This window comes from Methyloglobulus sp. (assembly GCF_964779595.1).
Window position 1 is genome coordinate 134742 of sequence record NZ_CBAROL010000003.1, and the last position, 21652, is coordinate 156393.

Genomic DNA, 21652 nt, shown 5'->3' on the forward strand with positions numbered 1-21652 from the left:
TGTACTATCCAATAATCTGTTCGACTGTCAAACCGCGCTTGGCAGCTATTTGGTTTGCGTTATGCATTCCGGTCAAGCCATTGATAGTTGCCCTAACCACGTTGATCGGGTTATTAGTTCCTATGCACTTAGCTAAAACATTATGGACACCAACGACTTCAAATACCGCTCTCATCGCTCCACCGGCAATGATCCCAGTACCTTCTGAAGCAGGCTGCATATAGACTTTAGCTGCACCAGTCGTGTTCATAATCGCGTACTGCAAAGTATCTCCTTTCAAGGCGACTTTACGCATATTCTTACGGGCTTGTTCGAGTGATTTTTGTATGGCAATGGGCACTTCTCGTGCTTTGCTTACCCCGTAACCGACTCGACCCTCACCATCACCGACCACAGTGAGTGCTGCGAAACCGAATACTCGACCACCTTTAACAACCTTAGCAACGCGTCTAACGTTAACTAACTTTTCTTGCAAACCATCTGTACTGCCTTGTGCGGGTGCTGTAGCCATTTTATTCTCCTAGAACTTTAATCCGGCTTCACGAGCAGCATCTGCTAAAGCCTTAACACGACCGTGGTATTTAAAACCAGAGCGGTCGAATGCAACCTCTGTAATACCCGCAGCAATGGCTTTCTGGGCGATAAATTTTCCAACTTCGGCAGCAGCAGTGATATTGCCTGTGTTTTTTAAGCCACTTTTAATTTCAGCCTGATTTGTCGAAGCACTTGCTAAAGTCTTTGTTCCATCGCCACTAATGACTTGTGCATAGATATGCTGAGGTGTTTTATGAATAGATAAGCGATTGGTGTTCAACTGCCTAATCTTGCAGCGCAATTTTATTGCACGTTTTAATCGAGACTTTTTCTTATCCATAACTGACCTATTTCTTCTTAGCTTCTTTTTTAACTACATTCTCATCGGCGTACCTGACACCTTTGCCCTTATATGGCTCTGGTGGCCTATAAGCTCTTATTTTTGCAGCAACCTGACCAACTTGTTGCTTATCACTGCCCCTAATGACGATTTCCGTCTGAGTTGGCGTTTCAACGGTAATACCTATTGGAACTTCAAATTCAACTGGATGGGAAAAGCCAAGTGCTAAACTAAGGACATTGCCTTTAGTCTGAGCCCTGTAACCTACACCAACGAGGGTCATTTTCTTTTCAAAGCCTTCAGAAACGCCGATGACCATACTATTGACGATAGACCTTGCAGTTCCTGCTTGGGCAATAGCACCCTTGCTATCCTTGTCCCATTGCATCTGAATAACATTATCAGTGACAGTCATTCCAACTGCGGGATTAAAATCAAATGACAACTGACCTTTACTGCCTTTAACGGTCATATTATTGCCAGTCAATTTGACATCAACACCTTTTGGGATGGTAACTGGCGCTTTAGCAATTCTTGACATAAACCACCGCCATTAACAAACAGTACAAATAATTTCACCGCCATGACCTTTAGCTCTAGCAGCCCTATCTGTCATAACGCCATTGGATGTTGACACAATTGCAATACCTAAGCCACCCAATACTTTAGGTAACTCATCCTTTGATTTATAGATACGCAATCCAGGTCTACTGATTCTTTTAATTGCCTCAATAACCGGAGTACCTTTGTGGTACTTCAAGTCAACGGTCATCTCAGTATGACTACCGGATGATTCCGCACTAAAATCGGCAATATAACCTTCGTCCTTTAATACTTGAGCAATAGACAGCTTCAGTTTTGAGGAAGGTTGTTTTATAAATTTTTTCCCAGCAGATTGACCATTTCTGATCCGTGTCAACATATCTGCTACTGGGTCTGTCATACTCATTGTTTTGTCTCCAAACCGTTACTGCTCAAGTTACCAACTGGCCTTAACAACACCAGGTACATCACCGCGCATTGTCGCTTCTCTTAATTTGTTTCTGCTAAGACCGAATTTGCGATAGTACCCATGAGGACGACCTGTGATCGCACAGCGGTTACGTATTCTGGTAGCACTTGAATCTCTTGGCAATTTTTGTAGCTGCTTATGAGCCACTTCTTTTTGCTCAAATGTCGCATTAGGGTCTCTAATGATTTCTCTTATTGCTTTACGCTTGGTATCGTATTTAAGAACCAACTTCTTACGCTTATCTTCGCGGGCAATCATAGACTTCTTGGCCATATCTAAATCTCAATTCTTAAATGGGAAATTAAAGAGCTTTAACAACGCCAAGCCTTCTTCATTAGTTTGCGCGGTAGTTGTAATCGTAATATCCATCCCACGAATCGCGTCGATTTTGTCATAATCAATTTCTGGAAAAATGATTTGCTCCTTAACGCCCATCGAGTAATTACCATAGCCATCAAAACTTTTAGGACTTAATCCCCTAAAATCACGGATTCTGGGAATTGATATACTGATAAGCCTATCAAGGAATTCGTACATTCTTTGACTACGCAGAGTGACTTTGCAACCTATTGGCATATCATCGCGTATCTTAAAACCAGCTATCGATTTTCTTGCCAATGTAATCACTGGCTTTTGTCCAGATATTTTTTCCATATCGCTGACAGCCGATAGCAATATTTTTTTATCTGCAACAGCTTCCCCAACACCCATATTAAGGGTTATTTTAGTAATCCGTGGCGCTTGCATAACGGATTTGTAGGAAAACTGCTTTACCAATTCTGGAAGAATGGTTTCTTTGTAAACGGACTCTAGTCTAGCCATGATTTAATATACCTTACACATCAACGTTTTCATTTGTTGACTTAAAATACCGAACTTTCTTGCCATCTTCCAAGAATCTGAAACCTATTCGATCAGCCTTTTTTGTCGTTGGATTGTAGAGACCAACATTAGAAATATTAATTGGCATATCTTTTACAACAATACCACCTGTTATCCCTGCGTTAGGATTTGGCTTTTGGTTTTTTTTAGCTTGATTAAGTCCTTCAACCAAAACTTTGTTATCTTTCAAAACCTGCGTGACTCTACCGCTTTTGCCTTTATCTTTACCGGTGCGAATAACGACATCATCACCTTTTCTAATCTTATTCATGTAGCAATCTCCTATAATACTTCGGGAGCCAAGGAGATAATTTTCATGAATCTCTCACCCCTTAATTCACGCGTTACCGGCCCAAAAATACGGGTACCTAAAGGCTGTAAATTATTGTTAAGGATTACCGCTGCATTACCATCGAAACGTATAATTGAGCCATCCGCTCTGCGGACACCTTTAGCCGTTCTAACGACAAGTGCATTATAAACTTCACCCTTCTTTACCCGTCCACGAGGAATGGCATCTTTTATGCTGACCTTGATGATGTCACCAATCCCTGCATAACGCCTGTGCGAACCACCCAATACTTTGATACACATGACTCTTTTTGCGCCGCTATTATCGGCAACATCAAGGTTAGTTTGCATCTGAATCATGATTTTTTCCTAATTAACTGTAATTGATTGCAGCATTTATCGCTTAGCAACTTCCAAAACCGCAACCAATTTAAAGGTTTTGTTTTTGGACATTGGCCTGCAAGATGTTATTGAGACCACATCGCCTTCCTGACAAACATTCTGTTCGTCATGCGCCATCATTTTTGTTGACCGCTTAATATACTTGCCATAGACCGGATGCTTAACGACACGCTCCACCAACACAGTAACGGTTTTATCCATTTTATTACTAACAACCTTACCGGTTATCGTCCGCAGCTTGACTTCATTTTCAGTCATTTTACGTTCTCGCCATTTCGTTGATGATGGTATTGACACGAGCTATGTCACGTCGTACTTTTTTGACCTGATCTGGCTTAACAAGTTGACCCGTACCTTTTTGCATCTTCAGGTTAAATTTTTCCCGCGAAAGATCAATGAGTACAGTACCCAACTCATCCTTAGTCTTTTTGCGTAATTCTGTTGCATTCATTACATTATCGTCCGAGCAGTAAATAGAGTTTTCAATGGTAACTTAGCCGCCGCCAAGGTAAATGCCTCGCGAGCTAACTCTTCAGAAACTCCTTGTATCTCGTATAGCATCGTTCCGGGCCTAATTTGCGCAACCCAGTATTCTACACTACCTTTGCCTTTTCCCATACGAACTTCTAATGGTTTTTTGGTAATTGGCTTATCTGGGAAGATTCTAATCCAGATTTTACCGCCACGTTTGACGTGACGGGTAATTGTTCTACGGGCGGATTCGATTTGCCTAGCAGTCAGTCTGCCACGGCTAATTGCCTTTAATCCATATTCGCCAAAGCTGACAGACGATCCACGTACGGCAGTTCCGTTATTCCTACCTTTGTGCTGTTTACGGAATTTTGTTCTTTTTGGTTGCAGCATTACTCTGTCCCTTTACTTATTTCTTAGAATCAGAATTATTGGCTGTATTATTCAAACCCGTATCAAATACTTCGCCCTTGAATATCCATACTTTTATACCGATGATTCCGTAAGTCGTATTTGCTTCAGCGGTTGCATAGTCAATATCAGCCCTTAAGGTATGCAAAGGCACTCGACCTTCTCTGTACCATTCGCTTCTCGCAATTTCAGCGCCATTTAACCGACCACCAACATTGATTTTTATGCCTTCAGCTCCGAGACGCATGGTATTGGTAACTGCTCGCTTCATGGCTCTCCGATACATAATCCGCTTTTCTAGCTGTTGCGCCACGCCCTCTGCTACTAACAGGGCATCAAGCTCAGGCTTTCTGATTTCTTCAACATTGAGCTGTACCGGCACACCTATCATTTTTGATATATGCTGCCTCAACAAATCAATATCTTCGCCTTTTTTGCCGATAACAATACCAGGTCTAGCAGTATGAATAGTGATGTGTGCATTGTTTGCAGGACGGTTAATCTGAATATGGCTAACCGATGCATGTGCCAACTTAGCTTTTAGAAACTTCCTAACCGCCAGATCCTGATTTAAAAACAGGGGGTAATCATGACTATTTGCATACCATCTTGAATTCCAATCCTTGACTATTCCAAGACGAATACCAATTGGATGTACTTTTTGTCCCATTTTCTGCCCCTACTCGTTTTCCGAGACTTTAACTGTTATATGGCAGGTTCTTTTAAGGATATGATTGGCACGTCCCTTAGCTCTTGCCTTAAATCTTTTCGTAGTTGGCGCTTCATCAACAAATACTGTTGAGACTCGCAACTCGTCGATGTCCGCGCTTTCGTTGTGTTCTGCATTTGCTATTGCAGATTCAAGAATTTTTTTAACGATTGCTGCTGCTTTTTTTGAACTGAACTTTAGTGTGTTCAGCGCTTGATCTACAGGCATACCACGTATCAAATCCCCAACCAGACGTGCTTTTTGAGCTGATAAAGGCGCATTACTTAATTTCGCTGAAATTTCCATCACACAACCTATCTTGATTTTTTATCAGCCACATGGCCTTTAAAGGTACGAGTAGGCGCAAATTCACCTAACTTGTGTCCGACCATATTCTCAGATATGAGTACGGGAATATGTAAGCGACCATTGTGGATAGCTATGGTTAATCCCAGCATATCAGGAATAATCATTGATCTTCTCGACCATGTTTTAATAGGCTTACGACTATTGGCAGTAACAGCATCTTCTACCTTCTTTTGAAGATGATGATCGATGAATGGACCTTTTTTTATTGACCGTGGCACGGTGATACCTCTCTTAGCTTATTTTCTACGTCTGATAATCATGCTATCAGTCCGTTTGTTTTTTCTGGTCTTATAGCCTTTAGTGGGCATACCCCAAGGGGAAACTGGATGCCTACCGCCTGATGTTCTTCCTTCACCACCACCATGTGGATGGTCAACAGGATTCATTACAACCCCACGAACAGTCGGCCTAACTCCTCTCCACCGAGTTGCCCCAGCTTTTCCTAAAGAAGTTAAATTATGCTCTGAATTTGAAACTTCACCGATTACCGCACGGCAATCAGCCAAAACTTTCCGCATTTCACCTGAGCGCAATCTTATGGTTGCATGAGCACCATCTCTAGCTACTAGCTGCACCGAGGTACCCGCGCTTCGTGCTAGTTGCGCACCTTTGCCTGGCTTTAATTCCACACAATGAACGATGGCACCCATAGGCACATTACGCAACGGCATACAATTACCTGGTTTTACAGGAACGGTTTCAGAAGATATAAGCTCTTGACCAACCTCAATACCTTTAGGCGCGATGATGTATCGACGTTCGCCATCTTTAAACAGGATAAGGGCAATATTGGCCGTCCTGTTTGGATCATACTCAAGACGCTCAACGACCGCCGGTATATCCAATTTATTGCGTTTAAAGTCGATAATGCGGTAGCGCTGCTTATGCCCACCGCCAACATGTCGAGTTGTTATCCGACCTAGGTTATTCCGACCACCACTTTTACTTTTTTTACTCAGTAATGGAGTATAAGGCTTACCTTTATGGAGGCCTTCACTCTTGATCCGCACAACAAAGCGCGAACCAGGTGATGTCGGTTTTGACTTTACAATAGCCATATCTTGTTACCGTTCCCTATTGTCTCTTTAATTAAATAAACTATGGCGTTGCAAAGTTTATGTCATGTCCGGGTTTGAGCTTGACGTAAGCCTTTTTCCAATCAGATCGTTGACCCAATATCTTCCCGAAGCGTTTTTCCTTGCCTTTAACATTCAAAACATGAACTGAATCAACTTCAACACTGAACATGGCTTCAACGGCATTTTTGACTTGTTTTTTTGTTGCCTGTTTTTTTACCTTAAAGACAAATCGATGATCTTTTTCAGCAGCAATAGTGCTTTTCTCTGAAATAATCGGAGCTTCCAGGACATCAGCTAATTGGTAATTCATGCTAAACGCTCCTCTAAACTCTTAATCGCAGCAGATGTTGCAATAATCTTGTCAGCACCAACCAGCAACACTGGACTTAAATTTGCCGCTTCCACAACTTCAACATTTGGAATGTTTCTGGATGCCAAGATCAAATTAACTTCAACTTTATCGACGATGATTAACACTCGTCTTGCATCTATGGTTTTAAGCTTTGCGCTAAATTCTTTAGTCTTTGCGGTAGCAGGCACGATAGTGTCGCTGACAACCAATCTGTTTTGCCTGAGCAATTCAGATAAAATCGACCGGATACCGACTCGGAACATTTTTTTGTTCAGCTTCTGATCGTAATTTCTGGGTCTGGCAGCAAATGTAATACCACCAGTCCGCCATAATGGACTTCTAGTAGTACCAGCGCGCGCCCGACCTGTACCTTTTTGCTTCCACGGCTTTGAACCACCGCCGCTGACATCAGAACGAGTCTTCTGCGCTTTCGTACCCGCTCGCGCGCCAGCTAAGTACCTTGTTACTAATTGATGTATTAACGTTTCGTTATATGTTTGCCCAAAAACAGACTCAAGCACATCGACGTTGTTGGAATTATTTCCACTTAAAGCTGGTATTTGCAAACCCATAACCTAACCTTTATTTTTCATTTTCATTGCGGGTGTAACAATTACATCACCGCCTTTAGCGCCAGGCACTGCACCTTTAACTAAAATTAAATTTCTTTCAGTATCAACTGAGTGTATGGTCAGATTTTGGATGGTTCTTTTTACAGCTCCAAGATGCCCCGCCATTTTCTTCCCTTTAAATACTCTGCCGGGAGTTTGGTTCATACCGATGGAACCCAATACTCTGTGTGAGAGCGAGTTACCATGAGTTGCATCTTGCATGTGAAAATGATGGCGCTTAATCCCGCCAGCAAAACCCTTACCAATCGTTCTTCCCTGCACATCCACAACCTGACCAGCTGAGAAAATACTCACGGGCAATTGGGTGCCTACAACAAAGTCTTGACCTTCATCTTCTGTTAGCCTAAATTCCCACAGACCTCTTCCGGCCGTCATATTGGCTGCGGCATAGTGACCCGCCATCGCCTTATTAACGTGGGATGACTTTTTATCACCTACAGCAACCTGAATCGAACGATACCCATCAACTTCAACGCTTTTTATCTGGGCAATTCTATTGGAGTCAACCTGTAACACAGTAACGGGTACAGAAGTGCCATCTTCAGTAAATACCCTGGTCATACCACATTTTCGACCTACAAGACCTATTGACATCTGCCAATTCCTCAATTTTTAGCTTAACTTTATCTGAACATCAACGCCGGCGGCGAGATCCAATTTCATCAAGGCATCAACTGTTTTCTCAGTCGGCTCAACAATATCCAGCAATCTTTTGTATGTTCTTAATTCATATTGATCTCTCGCATCTTTATTGACATGCGGTGAAATCAAAATCGTATAACGCTCTTTTTTAGTAGGCAAGGGAATAGGACCTTTAACTTGAGCACCTGTTCGCCTTGCTGTTTCTACTATCTCACCAGCCGATTGGTCGATCAATTTATGGTCAAACGATTTCAACCGGATTCTGATAGTTTGGTTTGTCATTTTTCTTACTCGATAATAGATGCAACAACACCAGCACCCACGGTACGACCACCTTCACGAATAGCAAAGCGTAAGCCGTCTTCCATAGCAATCGGCGATATTAATTTCACTTTAACTGAAATATTATCACCAGGCATTACCATTTCAACGCCTTCAGGTAAAGCAACCGCGCCAGTGACATCGGTAGTTCTAAAATAGAACTGTGGACGATAACCATCAAAAAATGGTGTATGACGACCACCCTCATCTTTCGATAAGATGTAAATTTCAGCGTTAAAATGAGCATGTGGTTTGATGGTGCCTTTGTGCGCCAATACTTGCCCACGCTCAACGTCATCACGCTTTGTGCCTCTTAATAGAAGACCTACGTTATCACCTGCTTGACCTTGATCCAGCAGTTTACGGAACATTTCTACACCCGTACAAGTAGTTACTACTGTAGGTCTGATTCCAACAATTTCAACTTCTTGACCAACTTTGACAATGCCGCGTTCGATACGACCTGTCACTACAGTACCACGACCTGAAATTGAGAATACATCTTCAATCGGCATCAAGAACGCACCATCTATTGCTCTTTCTGGCAATGGAATGTAGCTATCCAACGCTTCTACCAATCTAATAACAGAAGGCACACCAATATCACTTTCATCACCTTGCAATGCAAGCAATGCAGAACCCCTGATGATAGGTGTATCGTCGCCTGGAAATTCATACATATCGAGCAATTCTCTAAGCTCCATTTCCACTAACTCGATCAACTCTTCATCGTCAACCATATCAGCTTTATTCAGGAAAACTACCACGTAAGGAACGCCAACCTGTCTTGACAACAGAATGTGTTCTCTGGTCTGTGGCATTGGACCATCAGCAGCGGAACAGACCAGAATCGCGCCATCCATCTGCGCGGCTCCTGTAATCATGTTTTTAACGTAGTCAGCGTGACCTGGACAGTCTACGTGAGCATAATGACGGTTTGTAGATTCATACTCGACATGAGAAGTGGCAATAGTAATACCACGCGCTCGTTCTTCTGGCGCATTGTCAATCTGATCGAACGCCTTAACCGCACCACCGTGCAATTTAGCCATTACTGTTGTCAAAGCAGCGGTCAGTGTTGTCTTACCGTGATCGACATGCCCTATGGTGCCAACATTGACGTGGGGCTTACTACGTGAAAATTTTTCTTTAGCCATGACTCAATACCTTTCTGTTACATTCAAATTATGATGATTTTTTAATAATTGCTTCTGCAATAGCTGCAGGCACTTCATTGTATTTTTCAAACTGCATACTGTAAGTAGCTCGCCCCTGTGTTGCCGAACGCAAATCAGTTGCATAACCGAACATTTCCGCTAGCGGTACTTCGCAACCAATTATTTTCCCCGAGGGGGTATCTTCCATGCCTTGTATCATTCCTCGACGCCTATTAATATCGCCAACTACATCCCCCATATTATCTTCTGGGGTAACAACTTCCACTTTCATAATAGGTTCGAGTAGAACAGGATTTGCTTTCCTTGCACCCTCTCTAAAACACATGGAACCTGCAATCTTAAAAGCTATCTCGCTCGAATCAACATCGTGATACGAACCATCGAATAAGGACACTTTCACATCTAAAACGGGATACCCTGCCAGGACACCACTTTTTAACTGCTCTTGAATCCCCTTATCAACTGCTGGAATATATTCTTTCGGAACAACCCCAGCAACAATTTCATTGACAAACTCGTAGCCAGCACCTCTTTCCTTGGGCTCTAACCGCAACCAGACGTGACCATATTGGCCTTTTCCGCCCGATTGCCTGATAAACTTTCCTTCTTGCTCAACCGTAGCGCAGATAGTCTCTCTGTAAGCTACCTGCGGCGCACCCACACTCGCTGCCACGCTGAATTCCCTTTTCATCCGGTCAACAATAATTTCAAGATGGAGTTCGCCCATCCCCGATATTATTATTTGCCCAGACTCTTCGTCCGTATGAACCCTAAACGAGGGATCTTCCTGAGCTAATTTCCCTAAAGCGATTCCCATTTTATCTTGATCCGCCTTAGTTTTCGGCTCGACCGCAACCGAAATCACTGGCTCTGGAAACTCCATGCGCTCAAGCACTATGATGTGATTCGGGTCGCAAAGCGTGTCCCCAGTTGTCACATCCTTCAACCCTATTGCCGCCGCTATATCGCCAGCACACACAGCTTTTACTTCTTCTCGACTATTGGCATGCATCTGCACAATACGCCCAATCCGTTCCTTCTTCTTTTTTACAGGATTATAAACCGTATCTCCTAAGTTCAATACCCCAGAATACACCCTGAAAAAAGTTAGTGTCCCAACATAAGGATCAGTCGCTATCTTGAAAGCCAACGCAGAAAATGACTCATTATCTGATGCCGGACGAACCGCCCCAGTAACCTCATCATCAAGCACACCTTCAATCGGCTTAATATCTAGCGGTGATGGCAAATACTCAACTACCGCATCCAACATGGCTTGAACACCCTTGTTTCTAAACGCTGACCCGCAATAAGCAGGGACAAGCTGATTAGCTATAGTCAGATGTCGAACACCTTGCTTTATCTCTTCATTGGTTAAAACACCTTCTTCAAGGTATTTACCCATTAATTCTTCATTGGCTTCCGCTGCCGCTTCTATCATATGCTCACGCCACTTCATGCAGTCAGCAAGCATATCACCTGGAACTTCCCTTTCCTCAAAAGTCATGCCCATATTGGCTTCATTCCAATAAATGGCCTTCATCTTAAGCAGATCAACCACCCCTTCAAAATGCTCTTCAGCACCGATAGGTAGTTGCATAGGCACTGCCTTACTTCCCAGTCTCGCCTCAATCTGCTTAATTACACGCAAAAAGTCAGCGCCAGTACGATCCATCTTATTGACAAAAGCCAATCTAGGAACATGATACTTGTTCGCTTGTCGCCACACCGTCTCAGACTGCGGCTCAACCCCACCTACGGCACAAAAAACCGCGCAAGCTCCATCAAGAACCCTTAATGAACGCTCTACTTCTATGGTGAAATCAACGTGTCCCGGCGTATCAATGATATTGATTCGATGTTGCGGGAACTGCTTTTCCATGCCACTCCAAAAACATGTCGTGGCGGCGGAAGTAATAGTGATTCCTCTTTCCTGCTCCTGTTCCATCCAATCCATGGTTGCCGCACCATCATGAACCTCACCAATCTTGTGGGAGACACCGGTATAGTACAGCACTCTTTCCGTCGTAGTGGTCTTGCCTGCATCAATATGAGCCATTATCCCGATATTGCGATAATGCTCTATTGGGGTTTTTCTAACCACCGTTAAAGCCTGGGCTTTATCTTGTTTTTCTACCAGCGATAATGCGAGAACGCTTTATTAGCCTCTGCCATTCTATGCGTGTCTTCACGCTTTTTAGCAGCAGAGCCTCTACTCTCAAACGCGTCCATCAACTCACCCGCTAATTTGGATGACATAGTCCGTTCATTCCGTTTGCGAGAAGCATCTATCAACCAACGCATTGCCAAAGCCATACGCCTGGATGGGCGCACTTCAACAGGAACCTGATAGGTTGCACCACCGACACGACGAGATTTTACTTCAACTCTAGGCTGAACATTTTCTAGCGCTTTTGAGAGAACCTCCAGAGGTTCGCCATGACCTTTCTTCTCAATTACTTCCAAAGCACCGTATATAATCCCTTCTGCAATAGATTTTTTGCCACTTTCCATGATCATATTCATGAACTTGGTCAACATGACACTTCCGTATCGTGGATCAGGAATAATTTCTCTTTTAGTAGCGACTCTTCTTCTAGACATTCTTCACCAACATTTTATTTGCCTTTGGGACGCTTTGTTCCGTATTTGGAACGACCACACTTCCTATTGTTTACACCTGACGCATCCAAGCTACCACGTACTACGTGATACCGAACACCAGGCAAATCTTTTACCCGACCGCCCCTGATTAAGACCACGGAATGCTCTTGAAGATTATGCCCTTCACCACCGATATAGCTACTGACTTCTGCGCCGTTGGTAAGCCTTACCCTGGCAACTTTACGAAGCGCCGAGTTAGGCTTCTTTGGTGTCGTTGTATAAACACGCGTACACACACCTCTGCGCTGCGGACAAGCCTCCAATGCAGGGACGTTGCTTTTTTCTATTCTTTTAGCACGCGGCTTACGAACCAATTGGTTGATCGTGGCCATATTTTTCTTTACTCCGAATTCAGTATAGGTGTCTTAATATTAAATAAACCGCCAATCCCAACAATGCTAACGACTAAATAGTATCCGACTTAGCTCAAGTACTTAAGCCCATGTGAGCAGAGCATGATACTTGTTAACAATATTGAGGTCAAGCTGAATTTATTGGTTTATCTCACTAAATATTTAATGCCTGTTTGAGCGCTTCTTCCACATCATCTGCGTCAACAGTTGATGCCGATTCAGTGTCGACGATTTGACTCTGCGCCAGTCTATTTTTTCTGGCTTCATGATAAGCCAAACCTGTTCCTGCGGGTATCAAGCGACCCACGATCACATTTTCTTTCAGCCCCTGCAAGCTATCACTCAGCCCGCGCACTGCTGCATCGGTCAAGACGCGAGTGGTTTCCTGGAACGATGCAGCCGAGATAAATGATTCCGTAGCCAATGACGCTTTGGTGATACCTAATAGTATCGACTCATAGCTTGCCGGAATTTTTCCTTCCCGCTCAATCTTGTCGTTTTCTTCCCGTAGGGCAGCACGCTCGACTTGATCCCCCTTCATGAACAAGGTGTCTCCAGGAGCGGTAATCTCGACTTTTCTCAGCATTTGACGAATGATCCCTTCAATATGCTTATCGTTGATCTTAACCCCTTGCAGACGGTATACGTCCTGGATTTCTTTGACTAAATAGTTAGCCAGCTCCTCGACGCCCCGCAATCTGAGAATATCATGCGGCGTTAATTCACCTTCAGCAATCGTCTCACCTTTTTCGACATATTCGCCTTCAAATACGGTGATATGCCGCCATTTTGAAATCAGTGTTTCTACTTGCTCGCCCGTAGCATCGGTGATGATAACGCGTTGCTTGCCTTTGGTTTCTTTACCAAATGAAATTGTTCCGCTGGTTTCTGCCAGGATCGCAGGATCCTTGGTCTTACGCGCTTCAAACAAATCGGCTACGCGTGGCAAACCACCGGTGATATCCCTGGTTTTACTGGATTCTTGAGGAATCCTAGCGAGAACGTCACCGACCTTCACTTCGCCACCGTCTTTAATCCCTACGATAGCGCCCGTCGGCAAAAAGTATTGCGCTGGAATTTCAGTGCCAGGCAGATAGATAGTGTTACCACTTGCGTCTATCAATTTAACCATTGGCCTTAATTCCTTACCCGCACTACCTCTTTGCTTGGGATCGGTAACCACCATTGCACTCAATCCCGTTACTTCGTCAGATTGTTTTTGCACGGTCACGCCATCAACAAAATGGAACATTTCGACAAAACCTTCAACTTCGGTAATAACTGGATGCGTGTGCGGATCCCAATTTACTATAATATCGCCGGCATTAACTTTATCGCCTTCCTTAACTGAAAGCACAGCACCGTAAGGGATTTTATAACGTTCCCGCTCCCGTCCGTAATCATCAACCAGACCCACTTCGCCCGATCTTGACACCGCGATGAGATTGCCTTCGCGGTTAATTACCGACTTCAAGTTGTTTAGTCGCAAAGTTCCGGCTGATTTTACTTGTACATTATTAATTGTTGCAGATCGTGAAGCCGCACCACCAATATGGAATGTCCGCATAGTCAACTGCGTACCTGGCTCACCAATTGACTGTGCAGCAATAACACCCACTGCTTCACCAATGTTGACCAAATGCCCACGACCCAAATCACGGCCATAACAGGCAACGCAAACCCCGTGCCTATTTTCACAGGTAATGATTGAACGAACCAAAACCTGATCCACACTGTGTTCATCCAAGACAGCAACCCAATGTTCATCGAGCAAAGTGCCTCTAGGCACAACAAGGTTTTCACCTGTTGCATCCATAACATCAACGGCAACAATCCGACCTAACACACGTTCTGAAAGCGGCTCAACAACATCGCCCCCTTCAATGATAGGGGTCATGATTAAACCATCGGAGGTTCCGCAATCTTGTCCAGTAATCACCAGATCCTGAGCGACATCAACCAGCCTGCGGGTCAAATAACCAGAGTTTGCAGTTTTCAATGCAGTATCGGCCAAGCCTTTTCGAGCTCCGTGAGTCGAGATGAAGTACTGTAGTACGTCAAGACCTTCCCTAAAATTTGCGGTAATAGGCGTTTCAATAATTGAGCCATCCGGTTTCGCCATCAGTCCACGCATACCAGCCAACTGCCTAATTTGCGCCGCTGAACCACGCGCACCAGATTCAGCCATCATGAATATGGAATTGAATGATTTCTGCTTAACAGTTTTGCCATCCGCATCGACGACAGATTCTTCACCCAAACCGTCCATCATCACTTTGGCGACTTGATCATTCGCATGAGACCAAATGTCTACAACTTTGTTATAGCGTTCGCCGTCGGTTACCAAGCCAGAAGCATATTGGGATTGAATCTCGCCCACTTCTGATTCCGCCGATTTAATAATGTCGGCTTTTTTAGCAGGTATCTCCATGTCTTCAATACCAAAAGATACACCCGAAATAGTCGCATAACGGAAGCCCAAGTACATGATCTGGTCAGCAAGGACAACTGTGTCTTTGTTACCCAAATGGCGGTAACTGTAATTGACCATACGCGAAATGTTCTTTTTGGTCATATCGCAGTTGACTATATCAAACGGCATACGATCAGGCACAACCTCCCAAATCAAGGCACGACCAACAGTAGTGGACACCCGATGCGTCTTGCTCTCAGTCTCGCCCTGTTCGTTAACTGTTTTTTCAGTAATGCGTAGCTGAATTTTTGATTGTAATTCAACAGATTTGGCAAGCAAAGCCTTATGAACTTCACCAATACTACCAAAAATACTGCCATCACCTTTGGCATTTATTTTTTCTCGACTGATGTAATACAGCCCTAATACCACGTCTTGCGACGGGTTAATGACAGGCTCACCATTCGCTGGCGACAAAATATTATTCGTCGCCATCATTAAAGTCCGTGCTTCTAATTGGGCTTCGATGGACAATGGTATATGCACCGCCATCTGATCGCCGTCAAAGTCAGCGTTAAATGCGCTACATACCAAAGGATGAAGCTGGATGGCTTTGCCTTCGATCAAGATCGGTTCGAACGCCTGTATCCCTAGCCTATGTAAAGTTGGTGCGCGGTTTAATAGAATCGGGTGTTCACGGATGACTTCTTCGAGAATATCCCAGACTTCATGCCCTTCCCTTTCGACCATTTTCTTTGCTGCTTTAATGGTCGTAGCCAAGCCACGGAATTGCAATTTGCTAAAAATAAACGGTTTGAACAGCTCCAACGCCATTTTTTTAGGCAAGCCGCACTGATGAAGCCTTAATGTTGGCCCCACCACAATAACCGAGCGCCCTGAATAATCGACTCGCTTACCCAGCAAGTTTTGTCTGAATCGACCTTGTTTGCCTTTAATCATATCGGCAAGAGATTTCAGCGGTCTTCTGTTGGTACCGGTAATGGCTCGTCCACGACGACCATTATCTAGTAACGCATCAACCGACTCTTGCAACATACGCTTTTCATTACGAACAATGATGTCTGGGGCACTCAAATCCAACAGACGGTTCAAACGATTGTTTCGGTTAATGACTCGACGATACAAATCGTTCAAATCAGAAGTCGCAAAACGACCGCCGTCCAAAGGAACTAAGGGGCGCAATTCGGGCGGCAATACTGGCAATACTTTCAGAATCATCCACTCTGGACGATTTTTGGAAGCAATCAGCGCGTCCATGACTCGCAAACGTTTTGATAGTTTTTTGATTTTGGTTTCCGAATTGGTGGCTCCAATATCTTCTTTCAAAATGCCAACAACTTCTTTTAAATCAATTGACTTTAACAGATCATAAATAGCTTCTGCACCCATTTTTGCAGTGAAATCATCACCGTATTGTTCTACCGCATCCAGATATTCATCATCCGTCAGCAATTGACCTTTATTCAATGGGGTTGTACCTGAATCCAGGATAACGAAAGATTCAAAATACAGGACGCGCTCAATCTCGCGTAACGTCATGTCCAATAACAGGGCGATACGGGAAGGTAGTGATTTTAAAAACCAGATGTGAGCCACGGGACTAGCCAGATCAATATGACCCATCCGCTCACGGCGAACTTTGGAAAGCGTGACTTCAACGCCGCACTTTTCACAGATTACGCCGCGATGCTTTAGACGCTTATATTTGCCACATAAGCATTCATAATCACTGACTGGGCCAAAAATCTTCGCACAAAATAAACCGTCCCGTTCAGGCTTGAAGGTACGGTAATTAATGGTTTCCGGTTTTTTTACTTCGCCATACGACCACGAACGAATCATATCAGGCGAAGCCAAGCCGATACGAATACCGTCGAAATCATCCGAACGCCCTTGGCGCTTTAAGAAATTCATTAAATCTTTCAAGAATTTATCCTCTTTAAGTATTTTCTGGTAGGTTCCAGAACAAGCTGTCAGTTAGTTTGCTCACTAGGGTAATTATTCCCGCTGCAACTCTATATTGACAGCCAACGAACGGATTTCTTTAATCAGAACATTAAACGATTCCGGCATTCCGGCTTCCATTTTGTGATCGCCATCGACAATGTTTTTATACATACGCGTTCTACCTGTGACATCGTCAGATTTAACGGTAAGCATTTCCTGCAAGGTATAGGCTGCACCATAAGCTTCCAGTGCCCAGACTTCCATTTCACCAAAACGTTGCCCACCAAACTGGGCTTTACCACCCAATGGTTGCTGCGTAACAAGGCTGTAAGGCCCTGTTGAACGGGCGTGCATCTTGTCGTCTACCAAATGGTTCAACTTCAGCATGTACATATAACCGACTGTAACCTGACGCTCGAAAGGCTCACCAGTCAAGCCATCATATAAAGTTACTTGACCACACTCAGGAAGATCAGCCAATCTAAGCATCGTGCGAATTTCATCTTCACTCGCACCGTCAAACACGGGTGTTGCCATCGGCACACCATCGATCAAGTTGGTAGCCATTTCGATGATCTCTTGATCCGAGAATGAATCCAGATCCTCTTTACGTCCACTACCGTTGTAAATCTTGTCTAGGAATTCTCTGATTTCAACGACTTTGGCTCTTGCTTCCAACATTTTACCAATTTTGATACCCAAACCCTTAGCCGCCCAGCCTAGATGCGTTTCCAACACCTGACCAACGTTCATGCGAGACGGTACGCCTAGTGGATTCAAGACGATATCGACAGGATTACCATCAGCCGTATATGGCATATCTTCAATTGGGCGGATCATGGAGATAACACCTTTATTTCCGTGTCGTCCAGCCATCTTATCACCTGGCTGAATACGTCTTTTGACTGCCAGATAAACCTTGACCATCTTGAGTACACCCGGCGGCAAATCATCACCCATAGTGATTTTTTTACGTTTTATCTCAAACCTTTCATCAAACGCTTTACGTTGCTGCTCAACTTGCAAAACAACCAACTCAAGCTGAACATTCAAGTCTTCGTCTTTCATTCTAATCTTCAACCATTCTGAATGCTTTAGGCTATCCAGATAGGTTTGCGTAATCTCAGCGCCTGCTTTCAACTGTCCTGGGCCTGATTTTACATCTTTGCCTAACAATAGCTTGGCTACACGGGCAAAAATATCGCCTTCCAGAATTTTTAGTTGATCGTCCAAGTCCTTTCTATAACGCTTGATTTCTTGCTCTTCAATGTCGAGCGCACGCTTATCTTTCTTAACGCCATCACGGGTGAACACTTGCACGTCGATAACAGTACCTTCAATACTGCCGGGTACGCGTAAGGAGGTATCTTTTACATCAGCGGCTTTCTCACCAAAAATAGCGCGCAGCAGTTTTTCTTCAGGCGTTAACTGGGTCTCGCCCTTGGGCGTGACTTTACCGACCAGAATATCGCCACCTTTGACTTCAGCACCAACGTAAACAATGCCAGACTCATCCAACTTGGATAAGGCTTCTTCACTGACATTAGGAATGTCGGCGGTTATTTCTTCTGGGCTGTGCTTGGTATCCCGTGCGACACAGGTTTTTTCTTCAATATGAATAGTCGTAAAACGGTCTTCTTTGACTACCCGCTCTGACACTAAGATCGAATCCTCGAAGTTATAGCCATTCCACGGCATAAACGCGACCAGCATATTTTGCCCTAATGCCAGCTCACCCATATCGGTGGACGGACCATCGGCCATAATATCGCCCGCATTAACGATGTCGCCTTTTTTAACTAGCGGCTTCTGATTAATACAGGTATTTTGGTTCGACCTTGTATATTTGGTCAGGTTGTAAATATCAACACCAGGAGTGCCGGTTTCCGTTTCCGTGTCATTGACACGAACAACGATTCTCGCAGCATCAACCGCTTCAATACTTCCACCTCGCGCAGCAACAACCGTTACGCCGGAATCTTTAGCGACTGTCCGTTCCATACCGGTACCGACCAAAGGCTTCTCAGCTCTCAAAGTAGGCACAGCTTGGCGCTGCATGTTAGAACCCATAAGTGCACGGTTAGCATCGTCATGTTCCAGAAATGGAATGATGGATGCAGCTACCGATACAATCTGCTTCGAGGACACGTCCATATACTGAACGGTATCAGACATCGCCAAGGTAAATTCATCTTTATGACGGCATGAAACCAGCCCATCGACCAGCGTTCCTTTCTTGTCAACGGCAACACTGGCCTGAGCAATGACGAATTCGCCTTCTTCAATAGCCGACAAATAATCAACTTGATCGGTTACTTTGCCATCAATTACTTTCCGATAAGGCGTTTCCAAAAAGCCATAGCTGTTAGTTCTGGCATAGACCGACAAGGAATTTATCAAGCCGATGTTTGGACCTTCTGGCGTTTCAATAGGACATACTCGACCATAATGGGTGGCATGTACGTCCCGCACTTCAAAGCCTGCACGTTCCCGCGCCAAGCCGCCTGGTCCTAATGCCGAAACACGGCGTTTGTGCGTCACTTGTGATAAAGGATTATTTTGATCCATGAACTGCGAAAGCTGACTGGAACCAAAAAATTCTTTTACCGCAGCAGAAACCGGCTTCGCATTGATAATTTCTTGCGGCACCAAACCTTCTGAATCAGCTAGTGTTAACCTTTCTTTGACAGCTCTTTCTACTCTGACCAGACCCACGCGGAATTGGTTTTCAATCATTTCGCCAACAGAACGTACGCGTCTGTTACCCAAATGGTCGATGTCGTCTACGTTGCCGTCACCATTACGGATGTTGATTAGCTCTTTAAGTACATCAATAATGTCTTCATTAGTTAACGTCCCTGGCCCAGTAATCTCCTGACGACCCAAACGTCGATTAAACTTCATTCGACCGACATTCGATAAATCATACCGTTCGTCAGTAAAAAATAGGTTTTTGAACAGGTTTTCAGCAGAATCTTTGGTCGGTGGCTCACCAGGGCGCATCATGCGATAAATTTCAACCAATGCCTCAAGGGTATTTGTGGTTGAATCCAAGCGCATTGCGTTGGACATATAAGGACCGTTGTCCAAGTCATTGACAAACAGGGTATTTATTTCAGTAATGCCGTTTGCAATACAACGATCCAGCACTGCTATGGTCAATTCATCATTGACTTTAGCCACCAGCTCGCCGGTATTTGGATCGACAAGATTATGTCCAATGGTTTTACCAACCAGATATTCTCTCGGCACTTCAACTTCAGCAAGACCCGCTTTAACCATTTCACGGATGTGTTTGGCGGTGATCCTGCGACCTTCTTCTACCAAAATTTTATCATCATGCTTGATGTCGAATGCTGCGATTTCTCCGCGCATCCGATCTGGAATGATGTGAAACAAACATTTTTCAGAACTTAAGGTGAAATGGTTAGTATCGAAGAATATGTTTATCAATTCTTCGTTGTTGTAACCCAAAGCCCTTAACAAAATAGTTGCAGGTATTTTCCTGCGGCGATCTATACGGACGTATACACAGTCTTTGTGATCGAATTCAAAATCTAGCCATGAACCGCGATAAGGAATGACACGGGCATTAAACAGCAACTTACCTGATGAGTGAGTTTTGCCTTTGTCATGATCGAAGAACACGCCAGGTGAACGGTGCAACTGAGAAACGACTACGCGCTCAGTTCCGTTAATAACGAACGTGCCGTTATCGGTCATCAGCGGCAATTCGCCCATAAAGACTTCTTGCTCGCGGATGTCTTTAACGACCTTCGCGCTGACAGCAGATTCTTTATCGTAGATTACCAGGCGCACCAACACGCGCAACGGCGCGGCGTAAGTCGCCCCACGTTGCTGGCACTCTCTTATGTCAAAAGTGGGCTCGCCTAATCGATAACTGATGTACTCCAGAACTGCATAGCCGGAATGACTTTCTATAGGAAAAACACTGGAAAATGCTGCATGTAAGCCATTGTCTATGCGTTTTAAAGGCGGCAAATCAGCCTGTAAAAAATCAGCATAAGAATTGATTTGAGTTGCCAGGAGATAGGGAACCTCAAGTACTTCTGTACTTTTCCCAAAGTTATTTCGGATACGCTTTTTTTCTGTAAAAGAGTAGGACATATTGCTTCCAGACCTTTTTCGCTGTGAATTATTTTTTGCTGTATGCTTGACGCAAACAGAAAAAGGTCGGTGACAACATTGCCACCGACCGGATTTTTATCAGGCCGAAGCCTGGTCTTGCATTAAGTTGTTACTTAATATCAACAGTCGCGCCTGCTTCAACAAGCAGCTTCTTAACATCTTCAGCTTCTGCTTTAGGCACACCTTCTTTGATGGTTGTCGGTACGCCTTCAACCGCATCTTTCGCTTCTTTTAAACCCAGACCGGTGATGGTACGGACTGTTTTAATGACTGCGACCTTGTTTTCACCAAAGCTGGTCATGATGACATCAAACTCTGTTTGTTCCTCGACCACGGCGGCAGCAGCAGTAGGTGCAGCAGCAACAGCGGTTGCTGCTGAAACGCCAAATTTTTCTTCCATTGCTGAAATTAAATCAACAATTTCCATCACAGTCATTTTTGAAACTGCTTCCAGGATGTCTTCTTGTCCAATTGCCATTG

At 44.2% G+C, this 21652-nt stretch carries 26 protein-coding genes; all 26 read right to left on the reverse strand.

The window, feature by feature from the left end:
* Positions 1–4: 4 nt before the first annotated feature.
* The gene (rpsE, locus tag AC1YY3_RS02625) at positions 5–511 is read right to left on the reverse strand and encodes a 30S ribosomal protein S5 (RefSeq protein WP_349025149.1); all 507 of its coding nucleotides are present in this window, start codon (positions 509–511) and stop codon (positions 5–7) included.
* A gap of 9 nt (positions 512–520) precedes the next feature.
* Entirely contained in the window at positions 521–874 is a 354-nt protein-coding gene (gene rplR, locus AC1YY3_RS02630) for a 50S ribosomal protein L18 (RefSeq protein ID WP_481822822.1), read from the reverse strand.
* A gap of 7 nt (positions 875–881) precedes the next feature.
* Positions 882–1415, reverse strand: a complete 534-nt coding sequence (gene rplF / locus AC1YY3_RS02635; protein WP_481822821.1) for a 50S ribosomal protein L6 — start codon at positions 1413–1415, stop codon at positions 882–884.
* Between the two features lie 12 nt (positions 1416–1427).
* Entirely contained in the window at positions 1428–1823 is a 396-nt protein-coding gene (rpsH, locus tag AC1YY3_RS02640) for a 30S ribosomal protein S8 (RefSeq protein ID WP_481822820.1), read from the reverse strand.
* A 30-nt stretch (positions 1824–1853) separates the two neighbouring features.
* Entirely contained in the window at positions 1854–2159 is a 306-nt protein-coding gene (rpsN, locus tag AC1YY3_RS02645) for a 30S ribosomal protein S14 (protein ID WP_481822819.1), read from the reverse strand.
* Between the two features lie 9 nt (positions 2160–2168).
* Entirely contained in the window at positions 2169–2708 is a 540-nt protein-coding gene (rplE, locus tag AC1YY3_RS02650; RefSeq protein WP_481822818.1) for a 50S ribosomal protein L5, read from the reverse strand.
* Between the two features lie 13 nt (positions 2709–2721).
* Complete coding sequence (rplX, locus tag AC1YY3_RS02655) at positions 2722–3039, reverse strand: 50S ribosomal protein L24 (protein WP_481822817.1); 318 nt, start codon at positions 3037–3039, stop codon at positions 2722–2724.
* 11 nt (positions 3040–3050) lie between these two features.
* Positions 3051–3419 (reverse strand): 50S ribosomal protein L14, encoded by a 369-nt coding sequence (rplN, locus tag AC1YY3_RS02660; RefSeq protein WP_481822816.1) that lies wholly within the window; start codon positions 3417–3419, stop codon positions 3051–3053.
* A gap of 36 nt (positions 3420–3455) precedes the next feature.
* Positions 3456–3719, reverse strand: coding sequence for a 30S ribosomal protein S17 (gene rpsQ, locus AC1YY3_RS02665; protein ID WP_481822815.1), 264 nt, complete (start codon positions 3717–3719; stop codon positions 3456–3458).
* 1 nt (position 3720) lies between these two features.
* Positions 3721–3912, reverse strand: a complete 192-nt coding sequence (gene rpmC / locus AC1YY3_RS02670; RefSeq protein WP_481822814.1) for a 50S ribosomal protein L29 — start codon at positions 3910–3912, stop codon at positions 3721–3723.
* A complete protein-coding gene (gene rplP / locus AC1YY3_RS02675; RefSeq protein ID WP_349025139.1) occupies positions 3912–4325 on the reverse strand; it encodes a 50S ribosomal protein L16 in 414 nt (137 codons plus the stop codon). Before rplP ends, rpmC begins: the two co-directional genes overlap by 1 nt.
* A gap of 16 nt (positions 4326–4341) precedes the next feature.
* Positions 4342–5013: a 30S ribosomal protein S3 gene (gene rpsC / locus AC1YY3_RS02680; protein WP_481822813.1), complete on the reverse strand. Its 672-nt coding sequence runs from the start codon at positions 5011–5013 to the stop codon at positions 4342–4344.
* Between the two features lie 9 nt (positions 5014–5022).
* Complete coding sequence (gene rplV / locus AC1YY3_RS02685; protein WP_481822812.1) at positions 5023–5358, reverse strand: 50S ribosomal protein L22; 336 nt, start codon at positions 5356–5358, stop codon at positions 5023–5025.
* Between the two features lie 8 nt (positions 5359–5366).
* Positions 5367–5639 (reverse strand): 30S ribosomal protein S19, encoded by a 273-nt coding sequence (gene rpsS, locus AC1YY3_RS02690; protein ID WP_349025136.1) that lies wholly within the window; start codon positions 5637–5639, stop codon positions 5367–5369.
* A gap of 18 nt (positions 5640–5657) precedes the next feature.
* The gene (gene rplB / locus AC1YY3_RS02695; protein ID WP_481822811.1) at positions 5658–6479 is read right to left on the reverse strand and encodes a 50S ribosomal protein L2; all 822 of its coding nucleotides are present in this window, start codon (positions 6477–6479) and stop codon (positions 5658–5660) included.
* A gap of 40 nt (positions 6480–6519) precedes the next feature.
* On the reverse strand, positions 6520–6810 hold the full coding sequence (gene rplW / locus AC1YY3_RS02700) for a 50S ribosomal protein L23 (protein WP_481822810.1): 291 nt from the start codon (positions 6808–6810) through the stop codon (positions 6520–6522).
* On the reverse strand, positions 6807–7424 hold the full coding sequence (rplD, locus tag AC1YY3_RS02705) for a 50S ribosomal protein L4 (RefSeq protein WP_349025133.1): 618 nt from the start codon (positions 7422–7424) through the stop codon (positions 6807–6809). The genes rplW and rplD overlap by 4 nt, the downstream gene beginning before the upstream one ends.
* Before the next feature lie 3 nt (positions 7425–7427).
* Positions 7428–8078, reverse strand: a complete 651-nt coding sequence (rplC, locus tag AC1YY3_RS02710; RefSeq protein ID WP_481822809.1) for a 50S ribosomal protein L3 — start codon at positions 8076–8078, stop codon at positions 7428–7430.
* Between the two features lie 18 nt (positions 8079–8096).
* A complete protein-coding gene (gene rpsJ / locus AC1YY3_RS02715) occupies positions 8097–8408 on the reverse strand; it encodes a 30S ribosomal protein S10 (RefSeq protein WP_349025131.1) in 312 nt (103 codons plus the stop codon).
* Between the two features lie 5 nt (positions 8409–8413).
* Positions 8414–9604: an elongation factor Tu gene (gene tuf / locus AC1YY3_RS02720; RefSeq protein ID WP_349025130.1), complete on the reverse strand. Its 1191-nt coding sequence runs from the start codon at positions 9602–9604 to the stop codon at positions 8414–8416.
* Positions 9605–9632: 28 nt separating this feature from the next.
* A complete protein-coding gene (gene fusA / locus AC1YY3_RS02725) occupies positions 9633–11729 on the reverse strand; it encodes an elongation factor G (protein WP_482194292.1) in 2097 nt (698 codons plus the stop codon).
* A gap of 29 nt (positions 11730–11758) precedes the next feature.
* Positions 11759–12229, reverse strand: a complete 471-nt coding sequence (rpsG, locus tag AC1YY3_RS02730; RefSeq protein WP_349027985.1) for a 30S ribosomal protein S7 — start codon at positions 12227–12229, stop codon at positions 11759–11761.
* A gap of 14 nt (positions 12230–12243) precedes the next feature.
* Positions 12244–12621, reverse strand: a complete 378-nt coding sequence (gene rpsL, locus AC1YY3_RS02735) for a 30S ribosomal protein S12 (RefSeq protein WP_023494753.1) — start codon at positions 12619–12621, stop codon at positions 12244–12246.
* A gap of 175 nt (positions 12622–12796) precedes the next feature.
* A complete protein-coding gene (gene rpoC / locus AC1YY3_RS02740; protein WP_482194293.1) occupies positions 12797–17002 on the reverse strand; it encodes a DNA-directed RNA polymerase subunit beta' in 4206 nt (1401 codons plus the stop codon).
* Positions 17003–17074: 72 nt separating this feature from the next.
* Positions 17075–21151: a DNA-directed RNA polymerase subunit beta gene (gene rpoB / locus AC1YY3_RS02745; protein ID WP_482194294.1), complete on the reverse strand. Its 4077-nt coding sequence runs from the start codon at positions 21149–21151 to the stop codon at positions 17075–17077.
* A gap of 130 nt (positions 21152–21281) precedes the next feature.
* Complete coding sequence (rplL, locus tag AC1YY3_RS02750) at positions 21282–21650, reverse strand: 50S ribosomal protein L7/L12 (protein WP_481822805.1); 369 nt, start codon at positions 21648–21650, stop codon at positions 21282–21284.
* Between the last annotated feature and the right edge of the window lie 2 nt (positions 21651–21652).

Coding starts and splice junctions, on each gene's coding strand:
- rpsE (WP_349025149.1), bottom strand. CDS start 511: ATGGCTACAGCACCCGCACAAGGCAGTACAGATGGTTTGCAAGAAAAG.
- rplR (WP_481822822.1), bottom strand. CDS start 874: ATGGATAAGAAAAAGTCTCGATTAAAACGTGCAATAAAATTGCGCTGC.
- rplF (WP_481822821.1), bottom strand. CDS start 1,415: ATGTCAAGAATTGCTAAAGCGCCAGTTACCATCCCAAAAGGTGTTGAT.
- rpsH (WP_481822820.1), bottom strand. CDS start 1,823: ATGAGTATGACAGACCCAGTAGCAGATATGTTGACACGGATCAGAAAT.
- rpsN (WP_481822819.1), bottom strand. CDS start 2,159: ATGGCCAAGAAGTCTATGATTGCCCGCGAAGATAAGCGTAAGAAGTTG.
- rplE (WP_481822818.1), bottom strand. CDS start 2,708: ATGGCTAGACTAGAGTCCGTTTACAAAGAAACCATTCTTCCAGAATTG.
- rplX (WP_481822817.1), bottom strand. CDS start 3,039: ATGAATAAGATTAGAAAAGGTGATGATGTCGTTATTCGCACCGGTAAA.
- rplN (WP_481822816.1), bottom strand. CDS start 3,419: ATGATTCAGATGCAAACTAACCTTGATGTTGCCGATAATAGCGGCGCA.
- rpsQ (WP_481822815.1), bottom strand. CDS start 3,719: ATGACTGAAAATGAAGTCAAGCTGCGGACGATAACCGGTAAGGTTGTT.
- rpmC (WP_481822814.1), bottom strand. CDS start 3,912: ATGAATGCAACAGAATTACGCAAAAAGACTAAGGATGAGTTGGGTACT.
- rplP (WP_349025139.1), bottom strand. CDS start 4,325: ATGCTGCAACCAAAAAGAACAAAATTCCGTAAACAGCACAAAGGTAGG.
- rpsC (WP_481822813.1), bottom strand. CDS start 5,013: ATGGGACAAAAAGTACATCCAATTGGTATTCGTCTTGGAATAGTCAAG.
- rplV (WP_481822812.1), bottom strand. CDS start 5,358: ATGGAAATTTCAGCGAAATTAAGTAATGCGCCTTTATCAGCTCAAAAA.
- rplB (WP_481822811.1), bottom strand. CDS start 6,479: ATGGCTATTGTAAAGTCAAAACCGACATCACCTGGTTCGCGCTTTGTT.
- rplW (WP_481822810.1), bottom strand. CDS start 6,810: ATGAATTACCAATTAGCTGATGTCCTGGAAGCTCCGATTATTTCAGAG.
- rplD (WP_349025133.1), bottom strand. CDS start 7,424: ATGGGTTTGCAAATACCAGCTTTAAGTGGAAATAATTCCAACAACGTC.
- rplC (WP_481822809.1), bottom strand. CDS start 8,078: ATGTCAATAGGTCTTGTAGGTCGAAAATGTGGTATGACCAGGGTATTT.
- rpsJ (WP_349025131.1), bottom strand. CDS start 8,408: ATGACAAACCAAACTATCAGAATCCGGTTGAAATCGTTTGACCATAAA.
- tuf (WP_349025130.1), bottom strand. CDS start 9,604: ATGGCTAAAGAAAAATTTTCACGTAGTAAGCCCCACGTCAATGTTGGC.
- rpsG (WP_349027985.1), bottom strand. CDS start 12,229: ATGTCTAGAAGAAGAGTCGCTACTAAAAGAGAAATTATTCCTGATCCA.
- rpsL (WP_023494753.1), bottom strand. CDS start 12,621: ATGGCCACGATCAACCAATTGGTTCGTAAGCCGCGTGCTAAAAGAATA.
- rpoB (WP_482194294.1), bottom strand. CDS start 21,151: ATGTCCTACTCTTTTACAGAAAAAAAGCGTATCCGAAATAACTTTGGG.
- rplL (WP_481822805.1), bottom strand. CDS start 21,650: ATGGCAATTGGACAAGAAGACATCCTGGAAGCAGTTTCAAAAATGACT.